This is a genomic window from Bartonella vinsonii subsp. berkhoffii ATCC 51672 (assembly GCF_902825225.1).
Taxonomy (GTDB): Bacteria; Pseudomonadota; Alphaproteobacteria; order Rhizobiales; family Rhizobiaceae; genus Bartonella; species Bartonella berkhoffii.
Map to the genome: position 1 here is coordinate 1 of NZ_CADEAK010000307.1, position 394 is coordinate 394.

A 394-nucleotide genomic window follows, 5' to 3' on the forward strand; every position below is an offset into this window, starting at 1 on the left:
AAATACACAAATGCCTAAAATAAGATAAGTTTTTGTATAAAAGACTGAATTCTACGCCGTTTTTTTACCTTCTCTCTCGGGAAAAGCAAACACATAATCATTGAGTACTCTCTCAACAACTTGGATAAACACAAGAAGACGTAATCCAACATAATCCAACAAAAATACTGAAATAAATTGAGTAAATAAAAATAAAACGTACGATATGTCCCCATATTTTAAGGTAATAGAAAACTAAAATTCGCTAAAGATGAATGCCATGGACTTCAAAATGTTCACGCAACTTTTTAATCACATTGATCAAGCAACGAAAACATCTGTCATGGATATTTCCTCAAAAGCGATTGCTACAATTACACCCTTCGTATCAATCGGTCTTACCATTGCTTTCATT

1 pseudogene is annotated in these 394 nt (G+C 32.2%); it reads left to right on the plus strand.

From position 1 onward, the window contains the following. Nucleotides 1-259: 259 nt before the first annotated feature. Nucleotides 260-394, plus strand: a pseudogene (locus tag J7R10_RS09385) (trwi protein); the annotation flags it as partial.